The 16,765-nt window shown below is 43.0% G+C and carries 18 protein-coding genes; 9 read left to right on the plus strand and 9 right to left on the minus strand.

Features of this window, described 5'->3' with window-relative positions; all coding sequences use genetic code 11:
• Positions 1-4 precede the first annotated feature (4 nt).
• A complete protein-coding gene (locus NAF19_RS10630; RefSeq protein WP_252790022.1) occupies positions 5-808 on the minus strand; it encodes a ParA family protein in 804 nt (267 codons plus the stop codon).
• Positions 809-1,187: 379 nt separating this feature from the next.
• Between NAF19_RS10630 and NAF19_RS10635 the strand changes: the two genes are divergently transcribed.
• Together NAF19_RS10635 and NAF19_RS10640 are read left to right on the plus strand one after the other, a co-directional pair.
• A complete protein-coding gene (locus NAF19_RS10635) occupies positions 1,188-1,712 on the plus strand; it encodes an NADPH-dependent FMN reductase (protein ID WP_252790023.1) in 525 nt (174 codons plus the stop codon).
• Positions 1,713-1,896: 184 nt separating this feature from the next.
• Complete coding sequence (locus NAF19_RS10640; RefSeq protein ID WP_252790024.1) at positions 1,897-3,168, plus strand: outer membrane beta-barrel protein; 1,272 nt, start codon at positions 1,897-1,899, stop codon at positions 3,166-3,168.
• A 15-nt stretch (positions 3,169-3,183) separates the two neighbouring features.
• Here the strand turns inward: NAF19_RS10640 and feoB are convergent, their stop codons facing one another.
• From feoB to gcvH, 4 genes are all read right to left on the minus strand, one after another.
• Positions 3,184-5,298 carry a ferrous iron transport protein B gene (feoB, locus tag NAF19_RS10645; RefSeq protein WP_252790025.1) on the minus strand — a complete coding sequence of 705 codons (2,115 nt, stop codon included), beginning with the start codon at positions 5,296-5,298 and terminating at the stop codon, positions 3,184-3,186.
• An 11-nt stretch (positions 5,299-5,309) separates the two neighbouring features.
• Entirely contained in the window at positions 5,310-5,525 is a 216-nt protein-coding gene (locus NAF19_RS10650) for a FeoA family protein (protein WP_252790026.1), read from the minus strand.
• A 383-nt stretch (positions 5,526-5,908) separates the two neighbouring features.
• A complete protein-coding gene (locus NAF19_RS10655; RefSeq protein WP_252790027.1) occupies positions 5,909-6,304 on the minus strand; it encodes a VanZ family protein in 396 nt (131 codons plus the stop codon).
• The gene (gene gcvH / locus NAF19_RS10660; RefSeq protein WP_252790028.1) at positions 6,304-6,684 is read right to left on the minus strand and encodes a glycine cleavage system protein GcvH; all 381 of its coding nucleotides are present in this window, start codon (positions 6,682-6,684) and stop codon (positions 6,304-6,306) included. Before gcvH ends, NAF19_RS10655 begins: the two co-directional genes overlap by 1 nt.
• 157 nt (positions 6,685-6,841) lie before the next feature.
• On the opposite strand from gcvH, the gene NAF19_RS10665 reads away from it, so the two are divergent.
• Entirely contained in the window at positions 6,842-7,417 is a 576-nt protein-coding gene (locus NAF19_RS10665; protein ID WP_252790029.1) for a DUF4142 domain-containing protein, read from the plus strand.
• Positions 7,418-7,487: 70 nt separating this feature from the next.
• On the opposite strand, the gene lepB is transcribed toward NAF19_RS10665, so the two are convergent.
• Positions 7,488-8,594 carry a signal peptidase I gene (gene lepB / locus NAF19_RS10670; RefSeq protein ID WP_252790030.1) on the minus strand — a complete coding sequence of 369 codons (1,107 nt, stop codon included), beginning with the start codon at positions 8,592-8,594 and terminating at the stop codon, positions 7,488-7,490.
• A 159-nt stretch (positions 8,595-8,753) separates the two neighbouring features.
• On the opposite strand from lepB, the gene NAF19_RS10675 reads away from it, so the two are divergent.
• Both NAF19_RS10675 and NAF19_RS10680 read left to right on the plus strand, forming a co-directional pair.
• The gene (locus tag NAF19_RS10675) at positions 8,754-9,812 is read left to right on the plus strand and encodes a sensor histidine kinase (RefSeq protein WP_252790031.1); all 1,059 of its coding nucleotides are present in this window, start codon (positions 8,754-8,756) and stop codon (positions 9,810-9,812) included.
• A complete protein-coding gene (locus NAF19_RS10680; RefSeq protein ID WP_252790032.1) occupies positions 9,809-10,528 on the plus strand; it encodes a LytR/AlgR family response regulator transcription factor in 720 nt (239 codons plus the stop codon). The genes NAF19_RS10675 and NAF19_RS10680 overlap by 4 nt, the downstream gene beginning before the upstream one ends.
• Before the next feature lies 1 nt (position 10,529).
• Here the strand turns inward: NAF19_RS10680 and NAF19_RS10685 are convergent, their stop codons facing one another.
• The gene (locus NAF19_RS10685; protein WP_252790033.1) at positions 10,530-11,528 is read right to left on the minus strand and encodes an ABC transporter ATP-binding protein; all 999 of its coding nucleotides are present in this window, start codon (positions 11,526-11,528) and stop codon (positions 10,530-10,532) included.
• A gap of 120 nt (positions 11,529-11,648) precedes the next feature.
• On the opposite strand from NAF19_RS10685, the gene NAF19_RS10690 reads away from it, so the two are divergent.
• Positions 11,649-12,446 (plus strand): DJ-1/PfpI family protein, encoded by a 798-nt coding sequence (locus NAF19_RS10690; RefSeq protein WP_252790034.1) that lies wholly within the window; start codon positions 11,649-11,651, stop codon positions 12,444-12,446.
• A gap of 87 nt (positions 12,447-12,533) precedes the next feature.
• Here the strand turns inward: NAF19_RS10690 and NAF19_RS10695 are convergent, their stop codons facing one another.
• Positions 12,534-13,250 carry a hypothetical protein gene (locus NAF19_RS10695; protein WP_252790035.1) on the minus strand — a complete coding sequence of 239 codons (717 nt, stop codon included), beginning with the start codon at positions 13,248-13,250 and terminating at the stop codon, positions 12,534-12,536.
• Positions 13,251-13,306: 56 nt separating this feature from the next.
• Between NAF19_RS10695 and NAF19_RS10700 the strand changes: the two genes are divergently transcribed.
• From NAF19_RS10700 to NAF19_RS10710, 3 genes are all read left to right on the plus strand, one after another.
• Entirely contained in the window at positions 13,307-14,017 is a 711-nt protein-coding gene (locus NAF19_RS10700) for an SAM-dependent methyltransferase (RefSeq protein WP_252790036.1), read from the plus strand.
• Positions 14,018-15,628: an FAD-dependent monooxygenase gene (locus NAF19_RS10705; RefSeq protein ID WP_252790037.1), complete on the plus strand. Its 1,611-nt coding sequence runs from the start codon at positions 14,018-14,020 to the stop codon at positions 15,626-15,628. It begins immediately after the preceding gene.
• 61 nt (positions 15,629-15,689) lie between these two features.
• Positions 15,690-16,229 carry a hypothetical protein gene (locus NAF19_RS10710; RefSeq protein ID WP_252790038.1) on the plus strand — a complete coding sequence of 180 codons (540 nt, stop codon included), beginning with the start codon at positions 15,690-15,692 and terminating at the stop codon, positions 16,227-16,229.
• A 29-nt stretch (positions 16,230-16,258) separates the two neighbouring features.
• Here NAF19_RS10710 and NAF19_RS10715 read toward each other — a convergent pair whose 3' ends face one another.
• Complete coding sequence (locus NAF19_RS10715; RefSeq protein ID WP_252790039.1) at positions 16,259-16,633, minus strand: DUF779 domain-containing protein; 375 nt, start codon at positions 16,631-16,633, stop codon at positions 16,259-16,261.
• Positions 16,634-16,765: the final 132 nt, after the last annotated feature.

The raw sequence follows: 16,765 nt of genomic DNA on the forward strand, positions 1-16,765 counted from the left end.
ATAATTAAACTATTGCTGTATTAGTGTCGGCCTCTTCTTTAACCAGGCCGTTTTTGCGTAAAATTTCGCGGGCCAGGTTAAGGTAGTTTATTGCGCCCTTGCTGGTAGCATCGTGCATAATTACTGATATACCAAAGCTCGGGGCCTCACTTAAACGGGTATTACGCTGTATAATGGTATCAAACACCATATCCTCAAAATGGCTCCGCACTTCTTCAACTACCTGGTTCGAAAGGCGAAGCCTTACGTCGTACATGGTTAACAATATGCCTTCAATTTCGAGTGTAGGGTTTAACCTCGATTGTACAATCTTAATGGTGTTTAACAGCTTGCCCAAACCCTCCAACGCGAAATATTCGCACTGTACCGGAATAATTACCGAGTCGGCGGCAGTTAGCGCGTTTATGGTTATTAAACCCAGCGAAGGCGAGCAGTCGATGATGATGAAATCATAGTCGTCGCGAACACTGTTAAGTACCGCTTTCATTTTATACTCGCGGTCGGTAAGATTTATCATCTCGATCTCGGCACCTACCAGGTCGATGTGAGCCGGCAACAGGTCGAGATTGGGTGTTTCGGTTTTTTGTATAGCCTCACGCGGGTCAACCTGGTTGATTATACACTCGTAAATACTGTTTTTTATGTTACGGGGGTCAAACCCAATACCCGACGTTGAGTTAGCTTGCGGATCGGCATCAACCAATAATGTTCTAAACTCCAACACGGCCAAACTTGCGGCCAGGTTTATAGATGATGTGGTTTTACCAACGCCACCTTTTTGATTGGCCAAAGCAATAATTTTACTCATTTTATACGTTAAAAAATTTATAAATGGGTTTTTAGTAACAACGAAATACAGGAACGGTTAATATACCTGTCCCATAAGTTTTAATGCGGGCTAAAGATACGTATTTATATAATTCCGAAATCCACAGGTTTTGCCTATTTACAAACAGTTTGAGCCCGGAAAGCCGGAAAAGTCCAGGAGTCCGACCGCGTGCCGCCTTAACTTTAGCGGCGGCGCAAATACGCTTCGTGCGCGGGATATGCAGGGGCAAACCCCAATCACTACATTGTCAATTTCCCAATCGCTAATTCACTAACTCGCTAATTCACTAATTATTTTATTACTTTGTTCTTCCGTGAGTTTGCCAAATCGCTAATTCACTAACTCGCTAATTAAATCAATGACTACTACTATCATATCATCCACTAACAGGTCCAATAGTTCAACCTACAAGCTATCGCAATATTATCAAAAGCGATTGCGCGAAAAAGGGGTGGACGCCGGCATTCTGTCATTAACACAACTACCCGAAAATATCATCGAAAGCGATCTTTATAATAAACGAAGCGAGGCCTTTAAACCCATACAGGACATAGTTAGCCAAACGGATAAATTTTTATTCATCATACCTGAGTATAATGGCAGTTTCCCAGGGGTTTTAAAAGTATTTATGGATGCCTGTAACTTTCCCGAAAGCTTTTATGATAAAAAAGCGGCCCTGGTAGGTTTGTCGTCGGGCAAATATGGCAACATCCGTGGCATCGACCATTTTACAGGCGTTTGCCATTATATGCACCTTCAGGTTATGCAGCTTAAAATTCATATCGGCAGTATAAATAAGGAATTCGACGCGGATAATAACCTGTTCCAGAAAGACACCGTGCAGTTTACCGAAGAGCAGATGGATAAGTTTATTTTATTTTAGTTTTAAGATTTCACCGATTGGAGAAATGATTGCACCGATTTTTATTCAGTGGTTTCGCCCGGTGGCGTGTTAATATATAAACGCATTAATTATTAAGGGAAATTTTATACCTTGTTTGCTTATTTATGCAACTATCTTAACCTTTCAAAAATTCACCCTTAAAATTTAATTTAAACCAAATCACATGAAGATTTTCTACAAGTTTTTTTCGCTAGCATTTCTTTTGCCATTTTTTTCGTTGGCACAAAGTAATTATAAACCCGGATTTGTTGTTAATCTGAAAGGAGATACATTGCGCGGATTTATTGATTACCGCGAATGGAGTAGTAACCCGAAAACAATATCATTTAAACCGGCGTTAAACGATGCAAAAAGCACAAAATACACCCCGGCCGATATCGCTTTTTTTACTATAAATAACATAGATGCCTATCAAAAGTATAAAGGGCCAGTAAGCATAGACGTTGTAAACACCGACCATTTAACCACCGGAAAGGACACAAGCATTAAAATAACCGATGTATTTTTGAGGATATTACAAAAAGGTAAAAATGTGGCGCTTTATAGCTATACTGATGATTTGAAGGCTCGTTATTTTATAGGTGACGGCCCCGGTTTTGCGCCAAAGGAATTGGTATACCGTATTTATGAAGCTAACGATGCCAACGGCAACGGAAAAACCTTTACTGATGAAACTTACCTGAAGCAGTTAAATACCCTGGCCATAAAATATGGTGCTTTAAATGATGACCTGGCTTCTACACTACAAAAGGCCGATTATCAAAAACCGGCGCTGATGGTTATTGTAAGCAAAATAAATAACATTACGCAGCAAGAGTTTAAGGCCAAATACGACGACAAGGGCAATGATTATTTTTATGGGGGAGTTGGCTTAACCATTGCCACTACTACTCCCTCGGAAGGCGGCACTTATAAGGAAGCTGGCGGCAGACCGTATACTTCTATTTTACCTGCGGTTAAATTTGGCATAAACGTTTTTGCAAGCCCCAACAGCGAACGGCTTTCGTTCCGTTTTGAGTTGTCGGCCGCGCTGATAAAATATACTTCAACCTACGACAATAAGTTTTCGCCATATGTGAACATCACTTATGGCTACACCAACTTAGCTATCGCGATCTCGCCACAGATTATATACAACTTCTATAATGGCGACAATGTTAAGATATTTGCGGGTGGCGGTATTGAAATATCAAAGTACACTTATTTTAGCCGGGAGTATAAAAACAATAAAGATGGCAGCCAAGTGCCAACATCAGCTAACCCGTTCAGTCAAAATAGCTTCAGTTTGCCAGTGATGCTTAAAGCAGGGGTATCAATAAACAAGAAAATTGAGATTTATGCAGACTACTTACTCGCCGGGCCAGTGTCTGACGATTATGTATTTCGGTTAAACACAAGTTCGGTGCAGATGGGATTTAATTATAAATTTAAGTAGGGGATTCGTGGTTCCCTATTTGAGCAGATTATACGCCAGCAAACTCGCTGCATAAGCCAGAACTGTCATATAAGCAAATTGTATAGCCGGCCAGCGCCAATTTTTAGTTTCGCGGTAAACTACGGCCACGGTGCTGGCACACTGCATGGCAAACGCGTAAAACATCATTAACGAGAAAGCCACCGCCAGAGAAAACACCGGTTTGCCTGTCTCCGGATTTTTAGCTGAGCCCATCTTTTTTTGTACCGATTCTATTTTTTCAGCATTGCCGTCAACGCTGTAAATGGTGGCCATGGTGCCTACAAATACCTCGCGGGCGGCAAATGAGGTTATAAGTGCTATACCAATTTTCCAATCAAACCCCAATGGCCTGATAGCTGGTTCTATAAAATGTCCCAATGCCCCGGCATAAGAGTTTTCCAGCTTTTCGGAGTTAATAGCCCGGGTAAGATCATCAGGTTTTAGTTTTTGAGCGTATTGTGGCTGTTTATACTTTTGTTCGATTTTTGCAAAGCGGTCGCCCGGACCGTAAGATGCCAGCACCCAAAGAATGACAGACACAGCGATAATTACTTTACCGGCTTGCAATACGAAAGCTTTCGATCGGTCATACATGCTGTAGGCAACATTGTTCCAGCGGGGCATGCGGTACACCGGCAGTTCCATAATAAAATAGCCGCGTTCCCGCCCTTTTAATATCAGCTTAAAGGCAAACGCTACCACTACTGCGGATATGAGGCTGAATATATACATGCCAGTTAATGCTAATCCCTGCAGATTAAATACCCACCAAAAATTGCGGTTAGGTACTACTAACCCAATAAGCAGTACATAAATAGGCAACCGTGCCGAACAGGTAACCAACGGGGTAACCATAATAGTTATCATCCTGTCCTTCCAGTTCTCGATTGTACGGGTGCTCATGATTGAGGGCACGGCACAGGCAAAGCCACCAATAAGCGGCACTACCGATTTGCCGTTTAGGCCAACCTTACGCATCAGCTTATCCATCATAAACGTAACGCGTGACATGTACCCCGTATCTTCAAGTATGGATATAAAAGCAAATAGGATAGCTATTTGGGGGATAAATACCATTACCCCGCTCAAGCCGCCCAGCACACCATCGACAACCAATCCTGTTAAAGGGCCGGCCGGTAAAACCTGGTGCAGGGAGTTTTGGGCCCAGGCAAACAGGTCGCCAATTTTTTCCATCGGGTAGGCCGACCATGAAAAAATAGACTGGAACATAAATAATAATATCCCCAGGAAAATAAACAAGCCGAATACCCGGTGGGTAAGCACCTTGTCAATTTTATTACTTACGGTTTCGTCCTTTGCGGTTTCCGGTATTTTAACCGTGTCGTACAACAGGTCATTAATAAAGCTGTAACGGGCAATGGTTTCTGCACCCTGCGCTTTTTGCGAGTGGAACGAAAATTCCTTTTCAAGCTCCTCAATCCGGTCGCTTTGCTGTGGCGTTAAAAACTTTACGGTTTCGTGCTGATGGGCAAGTTGCAGGGCGAAGTACGGATTATCAAGTTTTAACTCTTCGCTTATTTGAGCTATTAACTGCGGCGCAATAGCTTCTACATCAATCGACGGTTCCTGCAATGCAATTTTATTGGCAAAGCCGATTGCTGCTTTTAGTTTGTCGATGCCTTCCACCTTGCGCGCCGAAATGGGGATCACAGGCACACCGAGCTTCTTTGCAAATAAATCAATATCGATAGTTATCCCTGCCTTTTTCGACAGGTCTATCATATTTAACGCAACGATAACCGGTATTTTAAGGTCGGCCACCTGGCTGTAGAGCAGTAAATTACGTTTGAGGTTAGTTGCATCAATAATTACAACAACCAAATCGGGTGTGTGGGTATTTGCCTTATCGGCCAATACAGAAAATACAATAGATTCGTCCTGGCTTTTCGGATAAAGACTATAAGTGCCCGGAAGATCAATTATTTCGGCGGTGCGGCCATCAGGCAGGGTGCAAACGCCGGTTTTTTTATCAACCGTAACCCCTGGAAAATTTCCAATTTTTTGATTTAAACCGGTTAGTGTATTAAAAAGAGTTGACTTACCGGTGTTGGGGTTTCCTACTAGCGCAACTCTTATATCGGCCTTCAATGGTTAAAGTGCTACTGCAAAATAATAGTCGACGCTTCAAATTTGCGGAGGCTGAGCTGATAACCCGACACGTTGATAGCAATTGGGTCGCCAAGGGGCGCAACGCGCGATACGGTAACTGACTCGCCGGGCAAGCAACCCATTTCCATTAATTTAACCGACATTTCAAGGTCAGTAAACTCTTTTACAATTCCAATTTCACCGGGTACAAGTTCTGAAAGCGTCATATCTTTATTTAAAACTTAGGTCAAATGTAAAGCTTATTTAAATTAAATCCAAATAAGGAATGGCAAAATTTACATCATGCTGTTAGTTTTACGAAAATGTGCCTGAAATAGTTTTCAGTACCCGTTTTTACTTAATAATAATTACACCAGGGGTTGTTTTGGTGGGTGCTTCAGCTTTTGCGGTAAAAGGACCCCTAAAACGAGCAGGGAGTAGTTGGGGAGTGAAATTTCGTTTTAGAGGCTGACAATTAGCCAATTAAACCCTTGCTGTCTTTGGAGGAACCGTATGGTTTACTTTCCCGAAGGTGGGGCAACCGCAACCCTTATGGAATATACCGCATGAGGAAAGAGCCAGTAACCCAAAGAGCGCTAAAAAGATGAGTTTATTTTTTTTCATAGCTTGTTGCTTTAAGCATTATAAAGATACTAAATGCCGCCATTAAAACCCCTATAATATCGGCGAAAAAATCGTTCCACTCGCCGCTTCGCCAGGTAAAGATATATTTTTGCAGTATTTCAATCGTTCCACCGTAAATAACAGTAATAACAGTTAGTATCGCTATTGTCTTAACCGATAAAACGGGGGGGCTATTGCTCCTGGTATAATTAGCTGTAATAAAAACCATCATCACAAAAAACAACCCGCAATGCACCAGTTTATCAAAGCCCGGGAAAAACAAAGGCGATGCGGAAACTTCGCCCAGCTTAATACTGCAAAGTATTAAAATAAACAAGGCCCACAAAATTGCGGGCCAGTAATATTTTAAAGTAACTTTCATTAAGCCCCAACAAGCGATTGGTAGCTATCGGCAGATAATAAGGCATCAACCGAAGCAGCGTCTGAAACAGTGATTTTAACCATCCAGCCTTCGCCGTACGGATCGGAGTTTACCAGTTCGGGCTGTTTATCCAGCGCTGGGTTAACCTCATTAATTGTACCGGCAACCGGCATAAAAAGGTCAGATACGGTTTTAACCGCCTCAACAGTGCCAAAAACTTCATCTTTGGCAACTTCCTTACCTAACGAATTAATATCGATATAAACTATGTCACCAAGTTCGCGCTGTGCAAATTCGGTAATGCCTATGTATGCAACATCGCCTTCAACTCTTATCCACTCGTGGTCTTTGGTGTACTTTAATCCTGCCGGAAATTCCATGATTTTTTTGATTTAATGGGTCAAAAATAATAAAACTTTAAGCTATCGCAATAGCGAACAATTTATTAAATAAATTACCGACATATCACCCTGTATTTTTAACAGAAACTAAACGAAGCCTGCATTGTTTATAATATCCTTAACAACACCAAAATTTATGAAAAAGCTAAGCCTGTGGGTTTCGGTCATAATCATTGCCCTATCCGTTAACGCGTGTAAAAACAACAAGCACGACAGCGTGTCAAAAGCCGATAGCCTTAATAAAGTAAAAGACACAACCAAAAGTTTAAGCATAGCTGTTGAGCGGGTTGATGCCGAATTTACTGTTAAAGCAGCCAGCGGCAGCATGACCGAAGTGGAACTTGGCAAATTGGCGCAGCAAAAGGGAGTAAGCAAGCAGGTTAAAAACTTCGGCGCAATGATGGTAACAGACCACTCAAAAATTAACGACTTTATAAAGGCCCTTGCTGTCACCAAAAATATATCCATTCCAAAAGCACCCGGCGCCCGTGAGCAAAAGGCTATCAGTAAACTCGCCGGAAAATCGGGGAAAGCGTTTGATAAAGCCTACATTAATAGCATGATTGACGACCACAAAGCCGATATCAAATTATTTGAAACAGCTGCCAAAAAATGCCTCGATCCCGATGTAAAGTCGTTTGCAGTGAAAACATTGCCTGTTTTACAGGAGCACCTTGACGCAATCAACGCGATAAAAGACAGCATGGAATAGGGTTAAGAAGCAAGAATCAAGAGCCAAGAATAAAGTGGGCCGGGAATAAAGATAACGAGGGAATCGCAGCTTAATTAATAGTCCTGAAGATCCGGTTCCACCTTATTTTGTCGAAAAACGTACCGGCCGAATCAATGCTCATCCAGGTTATCATGGCTTTTCCTACCACGTGGTCTTCCGGCACATAGCCCCAAAAGCGTGAGTCGAGCGAGTTATGACGGTTATCGCCCATCATCCAGTAGTAGTTCATTTTGAAAGTGTAGGATTTGGCCACTTTGCCGTTTATTAAGACATCGTTCCCTTTCACATCTACCTTATTATTTTCATAAAGCTCAATTGCCCTGCGGTATAAGACCATGGTCGAGTCGTTTAGCGGAACTGTCCAGCCGCGTTTTGGCATCACCAGGGGGCCGAAGTTGTCCTGGTTCCATTTAAATTTTTCGTTATGAGGAAAAACGGTGGCATCATAGTCGCCGGGTGTCTGTACAACGGGGGTTACGCTTTTTATATTGCTAAACCCCTTCAACGTCGCAAGGCTCGATTTGGGAACCGTCATCGCATAAGTGCTGGCGTTTTGTCCCAATACTTCTATATTCAAATCTTTAAGTCCCTGGGGGTTAATATCGGTACCGTTGGTAACGACCTCGTACGATGTTTGCGATTTTTCGGCGTTTGGCGCAGCCTTTCCATTAATATAAACCTGCCCGTTTACAATGGTCAGTATATCGCCCGGTGTAGCCTGGCAACGTTTTATAAGGTTGGTACGTGCGTCGACCGGTCTTTTATAACTTGGATCCGCTTCTTCTGGTTTATTAAAAACCACGACGTCGCCTTTTTTTATTTCAGTTAAACCCGGTAGGCGGAGGTAAGGAAGTTTAATACCATCCCAATAGGTTTTAATACTATCCTTTGTAATTGTCGATTCTAAAAACGGAACTGAAACCGGCGTAAACGGCATCCTTGGGCCGTAGCTTATTTTACTTACAAAAAGGTAATCGCCGGTAAGCAGGGTACCTTTCATCGAGTCGGACGGAATTGCATAGGCCGAAAACAACAAACCGCGGATAATTGTAGAAGCAATTAATGCAAATAGTATCGCATCAACCCACTCGCGTGTTTTTGTTTTTTTGGGCTTAATGCCGGTGGCTTTTTTAGTAAAAGGCAGCTTCCATTTCATAGCAAAAGGTTTTTGTAAATGGTTTGACGCATGGGCTTCCGGTTTGTTACAAGTTCAACAGTTTAAAAACAATTTATAGACAGGCGATTTCGTCATTAAAAATTGGCGTTTGGTGTATTTAAATGGGCGATACATGCAAACCTGTTATATATTTAGGCAATGAAACGGAAGTATGTAGTTTTATTGCATGTGGTTTTCTGGGTTTTATACCTGGCAAATAACGTTTCGAGCTCCATTTCGAGAGCGATACTTACCGGGCATAAAAGCGCTCCCCTTAGCTTCTCCCTGTTTACTAAATACCTGATTGTGGAAACAGGGTATATAATTATAACCTTAGCTTGTTTTTACGCCGCCTGTTTATTGGTGGCCCTGCAAATAACCGTTAAAAAAAGCTATGGCAAAGCAGCTATGTTCACCCTGCTAACAGCGCTATTTATCATCGTTTACAGGTACGCGCTGGAATATTATTTCTTTTTGCCGGTACTTGGTTTTGATAATTACAACGGCAACGCCTGGCCTGCCGGCAGGTACATAACCAATATCCTGCTTTTTTATTTCCCCAGTTACTTTATATACGGGCTGATGTATTTTTTTATAACCGACTGGTACAAAAACCGGCACCGGCAGCAGGAACTTGAAAAGGAAAAAGCCGCTGCTGAACTAACCTTTTTGCGGTCGCAGTTAAACCCCCACTTTTTGTTTAACAGCATTAATGATATTTACTCGCTCATTTACCAGCAGTCGGACCAGGCACCGGCTGCTTTGCTAAAACTGTCGGACATATTGCGTTATATGCTGCGCGAAGGCGGGCAGGATACCATGCCGCTGCAAAGCGAGGTTAAATACCTTGAAAATGTAATTGAACTGCAGCGCATCAGTACCAAGGGGACGGCCCGTATTAATTTTAACATTGAAGGCTACATCGGCTCCCAGGAAATAGCCACCCTGCTTTTAGTTGCTTTTGTTGAAAACGCTTTTAAACATGGTGTATTGACTGATGTACAAAACCCTGTTGACATTAGCCTTTTGGCCACCAATGACAAAATTGACTTTTACGTGCGCAATAAAAAGAATGACCATCAAAAAGATAAAACACCGGGCATCGGCTTAAACAATGTGCGCCGGCGGCTTGCATTAATTTACCCCGGAAAACACAGTCTGCTAATTACTGAAGATGCCGGATTTTATACCGTTAATTTAACCCTGCAGGTAATATGAAACTAAGATGCCTGGTAGTTGACGACAAGCCTTTGGCCATTGATGTGCTGGCCGATTACACCGGCAAAGTTCCGTTTTTAGAGCTTGTTGCCACCATAACCAACCCTATTGAAGGGTTAAATATTGTACGGGAGCAAAACATCGACCTTGTTTTTTTAGATATACAGATGCCGGAACTTAACGGGATGCAGTTTATTAAAATAGCCGGCAAACAGTGCAAAATAGTGCTGACCACCGCCTATGCAGACTACGCACTCGATGGTTACGAGCACGATGTGGTTGATTACCTGCTAAAACCTATTGCCTTTGAGCGATTTTACCGGGCAGCCGAAAAGGCATTAAATTTATCCTTACACAAACCAACGCCAGGCAACGAAAGCCCGTTTGCCCACCATCAACCGCCACCGGAGTACTTGTTTGTAAAAACGGAACACCGCATCCAAAAAATAAACCTGGCCGATATTTTATACGTCGAGGCGCTGCAAAATTACGTGTCGCTGAATACCACCGGCGGCCGTGTAATGAGTTTGCAGCCTTTAAAGAAAATTGAAGAACAACTACCGGGTGCAGAATTTGTTCGGGTGCATAAGTCCTATATTGTATCGCTAAGGCATATCAGTTCGGTTGAACGCAGCCGGATATTTATTGGCGATACTATTATCCCGGTTGGGGATAGCTACAGGGAAGGGTTTTATAAGTTGATAGATAAGGGGTAAATTAATACTCCAGCCACTTGTTCAGCTTCAAATTAACCTTGTTGCCTTCTGCGTATTTGCCGAACTGGTCGTTAAGTACGCGAATGGTTACGCCGTTGTACTCAAGTATTAAATCCTCATAACAGCCCTTAAATAGTACCTGAGTTACTTCCCAGTCGTTATTTGTCCAGGTCTTAATGGTTTCAATCCATTCAGGGTAGATCACTACGTGGTCGGATTTTGTTTTCAGTCCGCAAATTTTCGCTTCGGCAGCGGTTAATACCGTACAGTTTGTTAGTAGCCGGGCAGTATACAGGTTTTTCGGGGCCTGGTACATTTCTTTAGGATTTCCTAACTCAAGGATGTTACCGTCTTTCAGCACGATCAATTCATCAGCCATCGAAAGCACTTCGGCCGGGTCGTGCGATACAATGATTACGGTAAGGCCGGTTTCTTTAACAATGCGCCTGATATCCTGCTGCAAGCCCTCGCGGAACGAGGTATCAACCTGGTTAAATGGCTCATCAAGCAAAAGCACATCCGGACTGGTTATCAGTGCCCGGGCTATGGCTACCCGCTGCCTTTCTCCCCCGCTAAGGTCTGCTACCCGTTTGTCGGCAATGCGGGTCATTTTTAGCTGGGTAAGCATTTGGTCAGTTTTTTGCTGTTTGGCTTTAAGGTCGGTGCTGGGCAGCATAATGGCTACGTTATCGCGCACTTTGGCAAAAAGGTTCAGGTCGTCGGATTGCTGGGTGACCATTTTCATGGCATCGTGGCCGGGTATCAGCTTTTCTTCGGGGCCCCAAATGCGCTCACCTTTAAATTTTACCGTGCCGTTATCCGGCGACAATAATCCGTACAATAGTTTTAATAATGTGCTTTTGCCGCTACCGCTTTCGCCGATAATGGCGGTTATAAGCCCTTGATTTATGGTTAAATCTGTTTTATTAATTCCCGAGTTTTGTGCACCGGGGTATACCTTGCTTACCGAAACCGCTTGCAAAAAGGGTGTATTTGCCATCGGCGGTAAAGATACGAGAAGTTGTAAGGTTGTAAAGTTGAAATGTTGTAAGGTTTTGAACTGGCTTTGTAACAACCACCCCCATTTTCAATCTGATAAGTACTTAACTATCAACATCACATGAAAAAGATATACTTTATCCTGCTTTTTTCAATATTTAGCATCAGCCTGTTAAAAGCCCAACCTGCTGCGTCGGCTGATTCTATGATTTATGTTTGCGGCCCTTGTAATGGCGATTGCGACAAACTACAATTTGACAAGCCGGGAAAATGCCCGCATTGTGGTATGGAATTGGTAAAAATAAAACTAAGCGATTTCAAAAAGCGACTGGCTGCCGATAAGCCAACCATTGCATTTTATCTGCAGGATGGCGTCGAGGTATTGGACTTTGCCGGCCCGATGGAAGTATTTATTGCTGCGGGGTTTAATGTGTTCACCGTATCAAAAAACTACAAGCCGCTACACTCGCAAACCATTTTATTTGTAATACCCGACTACACCATCAACGACGCCCCACCCGCAGATATTTTAGCTGTTTTTGGCGGCAATACCAGTCCGACAACCGCCGACGATTCAGTTATGACCTGGATTAAAAAGCAAAAGGTAAAATCATATTTCTCGGTTTGTACCGGCGCTTTTATACTGGGCAAAGCCGGCTTGCTTGATAATTTGACCGCTACCACCTATCATTTGCAAATTGATAATCTTGCTAAAGCATTCCCAAAAACCAAAGTATTGGCTAATACGCGATTTGTAGATAATGGCAATGTAATTACCACTGCGGGCATTTCGGCCGGTATTGACGGCGCACTGCACCTGGTTGAAAAACTACGCGGCAGGGCTTATGCCGAAGGCGTTGCAAAAACCATTGAATATGATAAATGGGTGCCGGAGAATGGGCTGATAGTTGCAAAATAAACTAAGATTTATTGGATTGGTTGGATTATAAGATTCTGTGAAAGGGGGTTTAAAATCCTGCAATCTCAAAAATCATGCAAATCGTGTTCAGGCAGCCTTCGAAATATATTTCACCAAACTCCTTTTTGCCACCGGCAGCAGGGTTTGCTCAAGCGGGAAGGTGATATCGCTTTGCACATAATAAACTGCCGGATTGGGCATGTATTGGTTGCGGCGGATAAGCTTGAGTTTTAAGGCCTCTGGTGTATTAAAAATACTTTCCTCGTAGGTGTCAATAAAATTAATGTTGATGCCTCGGTACTTATCGTCCTTGTTTTCAAATATGGTTATGTTATACTCGTAAATAAAGTTGGTGCGTTCGCGGCCGTTTCGGAGCGAAAAATAACCATTGAACGGTAACAGCGGAACAATCCCCACCGGGTCGATATTTAGCTGGCTTTCTACAAAATCGTAGATCTCTTTGCCGGTTTGTATGGCCGGATCCATTTTTTGCAGGGCGTAGGCTATTATCTGTTCAATTTCGCGCATCGAACTGTCGTCGTCTACAATTTTTTGATACGTGAGTTTGACAGCGGCAATGTCGGCCTGGGTTAAACGCTGCGGAAAGGCCTGCTGTAACATGCTTTTGTTCTTCTTAAAATACACCAGGTTATTGTAATGAAATATTAAATCGGTAAGATTGGGGTACAGCTTACTCTTGTCGAAATAGCGATTTATTTCCTGCAAATAATCGAGCAGGATATACTTTTTATACTCAAAATCGATTGAACCTTCAATAAACCAGTTAATGCCTAATGATTTCATATTTTTCACTGCGCTTTAGGTAGCTTAAATTAAGTAAAAAACAGCAATTTTGCAATATGCCTTTAGGAACACTTTATTTAATACCCGTACCCCTTGCCGACGATGCCGCTGCAAAGTCATTCACCCCATATTTGGTTGATACCATAAACAATATCAAAGAATACATTGTGGAGAATGAAAAAACGGCCCGCAGGTTTTTAAAAGAGGCCGGGTTAAAAACACCGCAAAGCGAATTGCTAATACACGACTACGGCAAACACAACCGTGCAGATGGCACTGCGGAATTTTTTAAAGGACTGCAAGCGGGTAGCGATGTTGGCCTGATGAGCGAGGCGGGCTGCCCCGGCGTTGCCGACCCTGGCGCCGAACTGGTTGAAAAAGCGCACCGCATGGGTATAAAAGTTGTGCCGCTGGTTGGCCCAAGCTCTATTTTGATGGCGCTAATGGCTTCAGGCTTTAGCGGGCAGAGTTTTACGTTTCATGGTTATTTACCTATTGACAAGGCAGCACGCAGTAAAAAGATAAAGGAGCTGGAAATGCTTTCTGAAAAAAACGATCAAACGCAGTTGTTTATCGAAACACCATTCCGCAACAACCCTATGCTGGAGGAGATTTTGAAAACCGCGCACCCCAAAACGCGTTTATGTATAGCCTGCGATATAACCGCGGCAACAGAATTTATCCAAACAAAAACCATCGCCGACTGGCAAAAGAAAGTACCCGAATTGCATAAAAGGCCCGCTATATTTTTAATATACCACAGATAATTGCTCATTACAGCAACACATACCAAAGTACTGATAGTTGGCGCCGGCCCATCCGGCCTGATGATGGCTGCACAGTTACTAAGATATGGCATCATCCCTATAATTATAGATATTAAACAAGGCCCCACCGACGAGTCGAAAGCGCTTGCGGTACAAGCACGCTCGCTGGAGATTTACCGGCAGATGGGTGCTATTGACCGTGTGATTGAAAACGGCAAACAGGCTAGAGGTGTAATTTTTAACGAGGATGGTAAGCAAGTAGCCAGTCTGGCTATGGAAAATGTAGGCGAAGGACAAACGCGCTTCCCTTACATCCTGCTTTACCCGCAAAGCAAAAACGAGCGTCTGCTGCTTGATTATTTAACCCTTAACTGTTGCCCGGTTTATTGGGCGACTACCCTTAAATCGTTAAAACAGACTAATAGGCAGGTTGAAGTAGAATTGCACAATGGCGAAGACATTACTTTCATTAATTGTGACTGGGTAGTTGGATCTGATGGTGCACATAGTACGGTGCGCAAACAATTGAACATCCCGTTTGCAGGAGACACTTACAGCCATAATTTTTACCTGGCTGATGTGGAGCTGGGAGGTAATCATTTTGATAACGATAAGGTGAACCTGTTCCTGGCTAAAAATGGATTCTCGGCTTTTTTCCCGATGCCGGAGGCCAGGCGTTTTCGTGTGTTGGGCAACCTGCCGGATGAGATGGTGAAAAAAGAAGATTTAACAATAGAAGACATCCTGCCCGGACTCGAAAAAAACACTGGTAAACCAATAGAAATAAAAAAAACTTACTGGTTTACCAGCTACCACCTGCACCACCGTATGGCCGATAGCTTCAGGGTGCAGCGCTGTTTTTTGGTGGGCGATGCAGCGCATATCCATTCGCCGGTTGGCGGACAGGGTATGAACACCGGCTTGCAGGATGCCTATAACCTGGCCTGGAAATTGGCCGGAGTTGTTAACGGGCGATTTGATGAGAAAATATTAGACAGTTATGCCGCTGAACGGATGCCGGTAGCCAAAAGGTTACTAAGCACCACCGATAAGGTGTTCAACATCATAATATCGCGCAACTGGATTAACCGGGTTTTTAAACGCTGGATAATACCCCCATTACTTAAGCTGGCTTGGGGTAATGAAAAACTACGGGCAACATTTTTTAAACAGGTATCGCAAATTGCCATCAGCTATCGCGATAGCAGTATCAACCTGCATGTGGCCCAATCAACCCAAATAAAGGCCGGCGACAGGCTGCCGTACTTAAAAGTATTCGACGAAAAGAAACAACTGGAAACCGACCTGCACGAATGGTGTACTAAACCAGGCTTTACGCTTATTGTATTAGGCAAATTGGCAGAAGGCGACCTGTTTGCCATCGCCAAATGGATAACCGTAAAATATCCCGGTATGCTTAACTTTTTCTACCTGCCGCAATCGACAAAAAACCACCATATATTTGATGCATTTGAGGTAAATATCAAAGTGGGTAAATCAATAATCGTGCGGCCTGATATGTACATCGGCTTTATGAACGATAAGATCGATATGGTGCTGATGGAGAACTATTTAAAGAACGTTGTCGGGTTCATAGTTGACGGTTCATAGTAACGATGGCAAAACGGGATGCTAATTTGAATCAGAAGGCAAAAAAACATATTTTAGGGCAATGAAAATCATCATTATTCTTTCGTTTATTTTGGTTCTGAGCTCCGAAACTAAATGCCAGGAACTGTTAAATACTCAAGAAAGTTATATAATTAAATATGTGACAGGGCAAAATGGTAAACTCATACTTAAAAGGTATACACACGATATAGCTACTAATACCCACGGAGATGTGCTGATATTCGGGTTTCCAACGCCCGAAGTAGAGAAAAGCGGGCTTTTTCAGGCAACGTTTTTCTTTTCGCCCGAGGGCAACTGCATTCATTATTTGTATAGGTATTCAAATTATAAATCGTTATTGTTTATAGTTAATAATTTAGATAACCCTAATTCGGGTTTGATAAGGAAGAAAAACACCGCTTTGTGGACTTCGCAAAACGATGCCAGAACGACGATCACAGTTAAAAAAGATGCAGCGTTTGCGCAACCTCCTAATTTCGAAGTTAACTACATGCAGAGGCCTGTTAATTATGTTCCATATAAAACGGAATTGGATGACGATATTCAAAAGATGTTTCCGGGAATAAAAAAACAAGAATAAAGCATTCCTTTATTTCTAACCGGGAGCATTTAATCCTCTATAAACTCCACCGGCTCCAAATCCTTCATTTCCTCATCAGTAAACAGGCGGGAGTGGATCATAAAACGATAACCGGTAGGTATTTCGATTGAAAAGCTGGAACCACGGCCTTTGGTGATGCCGATGGTTAGCTGAGTATGCTGCCAGTATTCAAACTGATCTTTGCTCATCCAAAATTCGCACCCGTCAATAGTGCCAAGCTTAACATCGCTGCCACCAAGCTTAAACTCGCCTTTTTCGAAACACATAGGCGATGAGCCATCGCAACAGCCGCCGCTCTGGTGAAACATCAGGTCGCCGAAGCGGGCTTTAAGTTCTTTTATAAGATTGGAAGCTTCGGCATCAACTAATACTCTTTTTGTCATGGGGTGGTTTTGTGCAAGATACAAAAAGGGAGATGTCATGGTGAGCCTGTCGAACCACGACATGCGGGCAAAAGCCTCTGCGCGCGTCGCCCTTCGACAGGCTCAGGGTGACATCCCCTTATTAAAACAATA

The sequence above is a fragment of the Mucilaginibacter flavidus genome, assembly GCF_024055575.1.
GTDB lineage: Bacteria > Bacteroidota > Bacteroidia > Sphingobacteriales > Sphingobacteriaceae > Mucilaginibacter > Mucilaginibacter flavidus.

What these genes read in the sequence shown, in the direction of transcription:
- NAF19_RS10715 (WP_252790039.1), bottom strand. Translation starts at nt 16,633, where the DNA reads ATGACAAAAAGAGTATTAGTTGATGCCGAAGCTTCCAATCTTATAAAA.
- NAF19_RS10675 (WP_252790031.1), top strand. Translation starts at nt 8,754, where the DNA reads ATGAAACGGAAGTATGTAGTTTTATTGCATGTGGTTTTCTGGGTTTTA.
- NAF19_RS10710 (WP_252790038.1), top strand. Translation starts at nt 15,690, where the DNA reads ATGAAAATCATCATTATTCTTTCGTTTATTTTGGTTCTGAGCTCCGAA.
- lepB (WP_252790030.1), bottom strand. Translation starts at nt 8,594, where the DNA reads ATGAAATGGAAGCTGCCTTTTACTAAAAAAGCCACCGGCATTAAGCCC.
- NAF19_RS10640 (WP_252790024.1), top strand. Translation starts at nt 1,897, where the DNA reads ATGAAGATTTTCTACAAGTTTTTTTCGCTAGCATTTCTTTTGCCATTT.
- NAF19_RS10690 (WP_252790034.1), top strand. Translation starts at nt 11,649, where the DNA reads ATGAAAAAGATATACTTTATCCTGCTTTTTTCAATATTTAGCATCAGC.
- NAF19_RS10655 (WP_252790027.1), bottom strand. Translation starts at nt 6,304, where the DNA reads ATGAAAGTTACTTTAAAATATTACTGGCCCGCAATTTTGTGGGCCTTG.
- NAF19_RS10630 (WP_252790022.1), bottom strand. Translation starts at nt 808, where the DNA reads ATGAGTAAAATTATTGCTTTGGCCAATCAAAAAGGTGGCGTTGGTAAA.
- NAF19_RS10695 (WP_252790035.1), bottom strand. Translation starts at nt 13,250, where the DNA reads ATGAAATCATTAGGCATTAACTGGTTTATTGAAGGTTCAATCGATTTT.
- NAF19_RS10650 (WP_252790026.1), bottom strand. Translation starts at nt 5,525, where the DNA reads ATGACGCTTTCAGAACTTGTACCCGGTGAAATTGGAATTGTAAAAGAG.
- NAF19_RS10680 (WP_252790032.1), top strand. Translation starts at nt 9,809, where the DNA reads ATGAAACTAAGATGCCTGGTAGTTGACGACAAGCCTTTGGCCATTGAT.
- NAF19_RS10635 (WP_252790023.1), top strand. Translation starts at nt 1,188, where the DNA reads ATGACTACTACTATCATATCATCCACTAACAGGTCCAATAGTTCAACC.
- gcvH (WP_252790028.1), bottom strand. Translation starts at nt 6,684, where the DNA reads ATGGAATTTCCGGCAGGATTAAAGTACACCAAAGACCACGAGTGGATA.
- NAF19_RS10685 (WP_252790033.1), bottom strand. Translation starts at nt 11,528, where the DNA reads ATGGCAAATACACCCTTTTTGCAAGCGGTTTCGGTAAGCAAGGTATAC.
- NAF19_RS10700 (WP_252790036.1), top strand. Translation starts at nt 13,307, where the DNA reads ATGCCTTTAGGAACACTTTATTTAATACCCGTACCCCTTGCCGACGAT.
- NAF19_RS10665 (WP_252790029.1), top strand. Translation starts at nt 6,842, where the DNA reads ATGAAAAAGCTAAGCCTGTGGGTTTCGGTCATAATCATTGCCCTATCC.